Below are 6639 nucleotides of genomic sequence, written 5' to 3' on the forward strand. Positions count from 1 at the left end.
TCCGCTCCGTCATCTCAGGTAGTGAAGGCATGAGCAAGATCGAGATCAAGACCCCCGGCCAGCTGGAGGCCATGCGCGCCTCCGGCCTGGTCGTGGCGCGGGCGTTGCGCAACGTCGTCGACGCGGTGAAGCCCGGGGTCTCCACGTGGGAGCTCGACGAGATCGCCGAGCAGACCATCCGCGACGCCGGCGCCATCCCGTCGTTCAAGGGCTACCACGGCTTCCCGGCGAGCATCTGCGCGTCGGTGAACGAGCAGATCGTCCACGGGATTCCGAGCAAGACGCAGGTGCTGGCCGAAGGGGATCTGATCTCCATCGACTGCGGTGCGATCCTCGACGACTGGCACGGCGACTCGGCCGTGACGGTCGGCGTCGGCACGCTGTCTCCCGCGGACCACAAGCTGTCCGAGGCGACCAGGCTGTCGATGCTCGCGGGCATCGAGGCAGCGGTGCCCGGTGGCAGGCTCACGGACATCTCGTTCGCCATCGAGTCCTCGGCAATCGAGTCGGGGGAGCGCGACGGCATCGAGTACGGCGTCGTGGCGGACTACGGCGGCCACGGCATCGGCTCCAAGATGCACATGGAGCCGTTCCTGCCGAACTTCGGCAAGCCGGGCAAGGGTCCGCGGCTCAAGGTCGGCATGGCCATCGCGATCGAGCCGATGCTGACGCTCGGCACCGACGACTCCCAGGAGCTGGAGGACGGCTGGACCGTCATCACGCTCGACGGCACCCGTGCCGCGCACTGGGAGCACAGCGTCGCGATCACCGAGGACGGCCCCTGGGTGCTCACCGCGCCCGAGGAAGACTAAGCGCCCCAACGGTTTTGGACGTAGCCCCGCTCACCTGCCCGGTGAGCGGGGCTATTTCGTTTGTCAGCCTCGATACGGTCGTGGTGACGAGCGAGTCCAATGCTTGGGGGCATTGTGGGGGTAACCCGTTTCGTCCTGTCCGCCCTTCTGATTCCACTTGCAGGCTGTGCTGCCACCAAGCCGGCCACCGATTTCACCTACCAGGACGTGCCGGCGGAGCGGATCGCCGACCGGATCTTCCTGGCCGACACCATCGCGGCGGCCGAGGGCTGCTCGCCGCCGTTCTCCGACGTCGTCGTGCGGCGTCCGAACTTCGTCAGCCCGCCGCCTCCGGTCGACGGCGGGTGCGGGGGCAGCGTCCGTGCCGCCGCGTCGTGGGAGTACGTCAACGCCGTGAATCGCATCACGCTGCTGCACGACGTCGTCGTGCAGGAGTGGGAGACCCTGCTCCAGTCAGGCCCGGAGGCCGCGGAGACGCGGGCGACCGGGGCGACGTTGCTGCACTGCCTCGACCGGGCAGGCTTCATCCAGCGGGAACCCGGCGAGCCGAGTCCGGTCGGGTACGGCATCGGATCCGGCGACGCCGCGCTCAACAACGCAGCTCAGAGGTGTTCCGACGACACCGGGTACGGGTCGAGGGCCGCGGCTCAGCGTCTGCGGACGTTGAGGTCGGTGCTCGGCAGGCACGAGTCCGAGATCAACGACATCGCGCGGCTGCGGCCCGTGCTCGAACGGGGTGCGCACCCCGGCGGCGGCCCTGAGCGGACCCGATTTGGGTTGCCGCTGTGAACTGCGTACACTGGTCAGGTGGCGCACCAGTCGCGCCGGTTCAGTCATGCCCTTGCAGGTGAGATCGAACCGGGCTGACGCGCGTCCAAAGGTTATTACAACTGTCACGAAACGCGGAGGACATGGGCAAGAAGGACGGGGCCATTGAGGTCGAGGGCCGCGTAGTCGAGCCGCTCCCCAACGCGATGTTCAGGGTCGAGTTGGAGAACGGTCACAAGGTACTCGCGCACATCAGCGGCAAGATGCGACAGCACTACATCCGCATCCTCCCTGAGGACCGGGTTGTCGTGGAGCTCTCGCCCTACGACCTGTCCCGCGGGCGCATCGTCTACCGCTACAAGTGACCTCCAGTAGCAGGAGATCTCAGGCGTGAAGGTCCAGCCGAGCGTCAAGAAGATCTGCGACAAGTGCAAGGTGATCCGCCGTCACGGGCGGGTCATGGTGATCTGCGAGAACCTGCGCCACAAGCAGCGCCAGGGCTGAGCAGCTCCACCGCGCGCTCGTCGAGATCCTCGATGACGCAGTAACGAGAATCTCCTCGCACCTACCGCACACAGGGCTTCAAGTGTGCGGACACCCCCGGATTCCAGGCCGGGGCCGGGACACCGGCTGTGAGAGCAGCCGGAACGACATAGCGAGTCAGTCACCGGAATTGGGCGAGGAGCAGACCTGGAAGTAATCGACAGGAGTTAATCGCCACATGGCACGACTCGCTGGCGTCGACCTCCCCCGCGAAAAGCGGATGGAGATCGCGCTCACCTACATCTTCGGCATCGGTCGTACGCGCTCCAAGGAGCTGCTCGCCGCCACGGAGATCTCCCCGGACCTCCGGGTGAAGGATCTGACGGACGACGACCTCGCCAAGCTGCGGGACCACATCGAGACGAACTACAAGGTCGAGGGTGACCTTCGCCGTGAGGTTCAGGCCGACATCCGTCGCAAGATGGAGATCGGCTGCTACGAGGGTCTTCGGCACCGTCGCGGCCTGCCCGTTCGCGGACAGCGCACCAAGACGAACGCCCGTACCCGCAAGGGTCCGAAGAAGACCGTCGCCGGCAAGAAGAAGGCCGGCAAGAAGTAAGACCTCGCGTCTACTGCCCTCAACTTAGGAGCTCGTTTTGCCACCGAAGTCCCGTACGGGCGCCGGGGTCAAGAAGATCCGGCGCAAGGAAAAGAAGAACGTCTCGCACGGCCAGGCGCACATCAAGAGCACGTTCAACAACACCATCGTGTCCATCACGGACCCGCTGGGCAACGTGATCAGCTGGGCGTCCGCCGGCCACGTGGGCTTCAAGGGCTCGCGCAAGTCCACGCCGTTCGCGGCGCAGATGGCTGCCGAGAACGCCGCCCGCAAGGCCGCCGAGCACGGCATGCGCAAGGTGGACGTGTTCGTGAAGGGTCCCGGCTCCGGCCGTGAAACCGCGATCCGTTCGCTGCAGGCCGCCGGTCTCGAGGTCGGCACCATTCAGGACGTGACCCCGCAGCCCCACAACGGCTGCCGCCCGCCCAAGCGGCGCCGGGTCTGAGGCACGGGGAGGAGTAAGAACTAATGGCTCGTTACACGGGACCTGCGACGCGTATCTCGCGTCGCCTCAAGGTTGACCTCGTCGGTGGGGACCAGGCGTTCGAGCGCCGTCCGTACCCGCCCGGCCAGCACGGCCGCGGTCGGGTCAAGGAGTCCGAGTACCTGCTGCAGCTCCAGGAGAAGCAGAAGGCTCGTTACACCTACGGCGTCCTTGAGAAGCAGTTCGTCCGCTACTACAAGGAAGCGGTTCGTCGCCCCGGCAAGACCGGCGAGAACCTGCTCCAGATCCTCGAGGCTCGCCTCGACAACGTGGTGTACCGCGCGGGCCTCGCCCGCACGCGTCGCCAGGCTCGCCAGCTGGTCAGCCACGGGCACTTTCTGGTCAACGGCCACAAGGTGAACATCCCGAGCTACCAGGTGTCGAAGTTCGACATCATCGACGTGAAGCCGAAGTCCATGCCGACGCTGCCCTTCGAGGCTGCTCGCGCGTCCTTCGGTGACCGCCCGATTCCCGCTTGGCTGCAGGTCGTCGCCTCGAACCTGCGCATCCTCGTGCACCAGCTGCCCGAGCGCGCGCAGATCGACACGCCTGTCACCGAGCAGCTCATCGTCGAGCTCTACTCGAAGTGATCCTCTCCGAGCCACCGTCTCCCCAGTGATCGAACACTGTGGACGGTGGCTCGGGTCGGGTCCCGCATCGGCGCGAAGGGTGTGCCGAGTGCGTTTGCCGGTCCTCGTGGCTGGCTGTTGTTGACGGCGTCAAATAGCGGGCGTCGTTGTCTGAGAGGTAGAACCCAGTGCTGATTTCCCAGCGCCCCTCGCTCGCCGAGGAAGCGGTCTCCGAGACCCGTTCCCGGTTCGTCATCGAACCGCTGGAGCCGGGCTTCGGTTACACGCTCGGCAACTCGATCCGCCGCACGCTGCTCTCGTCGATTCCCGGTGCTGCTGTCACGAGCATCCGCATCGACGGCGTGCTGCACGAGTTCACCACGGTTCCCGGGGTGAAGGAGGACGTCACCGACGTCATCCTGAACCTCAAGGAGCTCGTCGTCTCGTCCGAAGAGGACGAGCCGGTGACCATGTACCTGCGCAAGCAGGGCCCTGGTGTGGTGACCGCGGGCGACATCGTGCCTCCGGCCGGTGTCACCGTGCACAACCCCGACCTGCACATCGCGACCCTGAACGGCAAGGGGAAGCTGGAGATCGAGCTCGTCGTCGAGCGCGGTCGCGGCTACGTCCCGGCTGTCCAGAACAAGCAGGCGGGCGCCGAGATCGGCCGCATCCCCGTCGACTCGATCTACTCGCCGGTTCTCAAGGTGACGTACAAGGTCGAGGCCACGCGTGTCGAGCAGCGGACGGACTTCGACAAGCTGATTCTCGACGTGGAGAGCAAGCCCTCGATCACTCCGAGGGACGCAGTTGCCTCCGCGGGTAAGACCCTGGTTGAGCTGTTCGGCCTCGCTCGCGAGCTGAACATCGACGCCGAGGGCATCGAGATCGGCCCGTCGCCGGCCGAGGCTGACACCATCGCCGCGTTCGCGATGCCTATTGAGGATCTGGACCTCACGGTCCGTTCCTACAACTGCTTGAAGCGGGAAGGCATCCACACCGTCGGCGAGCTGGTGTCGCGCAGCGAAGCGGACCTGCTGGACATCCGCAACTTCGGTGCGAAGTCGATCGACGAGGTCAAGATGAAGCTCGTCGGCCTCGGCCTCGCCCTGAAGGACTCGCCTCCTGGGTTCGACCCGTCCGCCGCCGCTGCCGACTACCACGCCGGTGACACCGGCTGGGGTGCCGGCGCCGGCCTGGACACTCACGACGACGGTCAGGACTACGCGGAGACCGAGCAGCTCTGACGCTCTGATTCAGAGCTAGAGGATCTCTTTTAGTTACTACAGGAGCAAGCGATGCCCACCCCTACCAAGGGCCCACGGCTCGGTGGGTCTCCGGCGCACGAGCGGCTGCTGCTCGCCAACCTGGCGACGGCGCTGTTCCAGCACGGCCGGATCAAGACCACTGAGGCCAAGGCGAAGCGGCTGCGTCCGTACGCCGAGAAGATCATCTCCAAGGCCAAGGCCGGCGACCTGCACAACCGTCGCGAGATCATGAAGGTGATCCGCGACAAGGACGTCGTGCACAAGCTGATCGCCGAGATCGGTCCGTTCTTCAGCGACCGCTCCGGTGGCTACACCCGCATCACCAAGACGCTGGCGCGCAAGGGCGACAACGCCCCCATGGCCATCATCGAGCTGGTGCAGCAGAAGCTCGTCTCCACCGAGGCCGAGGCTGCGCGCAAGACCAAGTTCGCCAAGGACGAGAAGCCGGCCGAGGCCGCTGTCGTCGAGGCTGACGCCGACGAGACCAAGGCAGAGGACGCCGTCGAGGTTGACGGCGAGCCGACCGCTGAGGCCGTTGAGGCTGAAGAGGCGAAGGACGACGAGGCCAAGGACGAGTCGAAGGACAAGTCCTGACCGGTTCGACCGCTGACGAGCCCGCCGCTCCCCTTGCTGGGGGCGGCGGGCTTGTTCGTGTGCGGTTCGACCTGGGGTACGACGGGACCGAGTTCTCCGGCTGGGCTCGGCAGCCCTCGCGGCGGACTGTTTGTGGCGTTCTCGAGGACACGCTGTCGATGGTGTTGCGGGAGGACGTCTCGCTGACCGTGGCTGGGCGTACGGACGCCGGGGTGCATGCGTCTGGGCAGGTCGCGCACGCTGATCTGCCTGAGTCTGTTGATGTTGCCGGGCTGCCCAAGCGGTTGGCCCGGGCGTTGCCCTCCGACGTTCGGGTGTTTGGTGCTCGGGTGGTGCCTGTTGCCTTTGACGCTCGGTTTTCTGCGTTGCGGCGGCACTACGAGTACCGGGTTTCGGATGCTGACTTCGGAGCGCATCCGTTGCGGCGGTTGGACACCTTGGCCTGGCCTCGTCCGTTGGACGTTGGCGCGATGAACGCTGCCGCTGGGCTTTTGCTGGGGGAGCACGACTTTTGCGCTTTTTGCAAGCGGCGTGAAGGGGCTACGACCATCCGGGAACTGCAGCGGCTTGAGCTGGTGCGATCCGAGACTGATGGAGTGGTCACGGCGTTTGTGTCTGCTGATGCGTTCTGCCACTCGATGGTTCGGTCGCTCATTGGGGCGTTGCTGGCTGTTGGGGAGGGGCGGAAGGCTGTTGAGTGGCCTTCGTCGTTGTTGTCGTTGACTGGGCGGGCCAGTGGGGTGACTGTGGCCCCTGCGCATGGGTTGTCGTTGGTTCGGGTGGATTTTCCTGGGGATTCGGAGTTGGCGGCTCGGGCTGAGGCGACTCGGCGGGTTCGCACGTTGGAGCGTTGACGGGGCTGCGCGTTCGTTGGGGTGGGTTGTCTCCCTGTTGCGTTGGCGGGTGCCTGTTTCGTGTTCGTAGGTGGGTCGCCTTGCGGGCGTGTGTGGCGGTTGATTCCTGGGGCTCCGCCCCAGACCCCGCCAATCTGATCAAAAGCCGGGGTCTACGCCACGCGTGGGTAGATGGCACGCCTGTTGCG

At 65.9% G+C, this 6639-nt stretch carries 10 protein-coding genes; all 10 read left to right on the forward strand.

Annotated features, from left to right (window positions below; genetic code table 11):
* Nucleotides 1-29 precede the first annotated feature (29 nt).
* On the forward strand, nucleotides 30-812 hold the full coding sequence (gene map, locus SK854_RS21890; RefSeq protein ID WP_319976923.1) for a type I methionyl aminopeptidase: 783 nt from the start codon (nucleotides 30-32) through the stop codon (nucleotides 810-812).
* Nucleotides 813-1019: 207 nt separating this feature from the next.
* The gene (locus SK854_RS21895) at nucleotides 1020-1601 is read left to right on the forward strand and encodes a hypothetical protein (RefSeq protein ID WP_319976924.1); all 582 of its coding nucleotides are present in this window, start codon (nucleotides 1020-1022) and stop codon (nucleotides 1599-1601) included.
* 122 nt (nucleotides 1602-1723) lie between these two features.
* On the forward strand, nucleotides 1724-1945 hold the full coding sequence (gene infA / locus SK854_RS21900) for a translation initiation factor IF-1 (RefSeq protein ID WP_005166804.1): 222 nt from the start codon (nucleotides 1724-1726) through the stop codon (nucleotides 1943-1945).
* 25 nt (nucleotides 1946-1970) lie between these two features.
* Nucleotides 1971-2084, forward strand: a complete 114-nt coding sequence (rpmJ, locus tag SK854_RS21905) for a 50S ribosomal protein L36 (protein ID WP_010148647.1) — start codon at nucleotides 1971-1973, stop codon at nucleotides 2082-2084.
* 217 nt (nucleotides 2085-2301) lie between these two features.
* Nucleotides 2302-2682: a 30S ribosomal protein S13 gene (gene rpsM, locus SK854_RS21910; RefSeq protein ID WP_089915254.1), complete on the forward strand. Its 381-nt coding sequence runs from the start codon at nucleotides 2302-2304 to the stop codon at nucleotides 2680-2682.
* A gap of 37 nt (nucleotides 2683-2719) precedes the next feature.
* Nucleotides 2720-3127 carry a 30S ribosomal protein S11 gene (rpsK, locus tag SK854_RS21915; protein WP_030478320.1) on the forward strand — a complete coding sequence of 136 codons (408 nt, stop codon included), beginning with the start codon at nucleotides 2720-2722 and terminating at the stop codon, nucleotides 3125-3127.
* A gap of 23 nt (nucleotides 3128-3150) precedes the next feature.
* Nucleotides 3151-3756: a 30S ribosomal protein S4 gene (rpsD, locus tag SK854_RS21920; RefSeq protein ID WP_045309822.1), complete on the forward strand. Its 606-nt coding sequence runs from the start codon at nucleotides 3151-3153 to the stop codon at nucleotides 3754-3756.
* Between the two features lie 167 nt (nucleotides 3757-3923).
* Complete coding sequence (locus SK854_RS21925; RefSeq protein ID WP_319976925.1) at nucleotides 3924-4982, forward strand: DNA-directed RNA polymerase subunit alpha; 1059 nt, start codon at nucleotides 3924-3926, stop codon at nucleotides 4980-4982.
* A 51-nt stretch (nucleotides 4983-5033) separates the two neighbouring features.
* The gene (gene rplQ / locus SK854_RS21930; RefSeq protein ID WP_319976926.1) at nucleotides 5034-5597 is read left to right on the forward strand and encodes a 50S ribosomal protein L17; all 564 of its coding nucleotides are present in this window, start codon (nucleotides 5034-5036) and stop codon (nucleotides 5595-5597) included.
* Nucleotides 5598-5656: 59 nt separating this feature from the next.
* Complete coding sequence (truA, locus tag SK854_RS21935) at nucleotides 5657-6451, forward strand: tRNA pseudouridine(38-40) synthase TruA (protein WP_319976927.1); 795 nt, start codon at nucleotides 5657-5659, stop codon at nucleotides 6449-6451.
* Nucleotides 6452-6639: the final 188 nt, after the last annotated feature.

It is taken from the genome of Lentzea sokolovensis, assembly GCF_033949975.1.
Classification (GTDB): domain Bacteria; phylum Actinomycetota; class Actinomycetes; order Mycobacteriales; family Pseudonocardiaceae; genus Lentzea; species Lentzea sokolovensis.

What these genes read in the sequence shown, in the direction of transcription:
- map (WP_319976923.1), top strand. Translation starts at nt 30, where the DNA reads ATGAGCAAGATCGAGATCAAGACCCCCGGCCAGCTGGAGGCCATGCGC.
- infA (WP_005166804.1), top strand. Translation starts at nt 1,724, where the DNA reads ATGGGCAAGAAGGACGGGGCCATTGAGGTCGAGGGCCGCGTAGTCGAG.
- rpsM (WP_089915254.1), top strand. Translation starts at nt 2,302, where the DNA reads ATGGCACGACTCGCTGGCGTCGACCTCCCCCGCGAAAAGCGGATGGAG.
- rpsD (WP_045309822.1), top strand. Translation starts at nt 3,151, where the DNA reads ATGGCTCGTTACACGGGACCTGCGACGCGTATCTCGCGTCGCCTCAAG.
- rplQ (WP_319976926.1), top strand. Translation starts at nt 5,034, where the DNA reads ATGCCCACCCCTACCAAGGGCCCACGGCTCGGTGGGTCTCCGGCGCAC.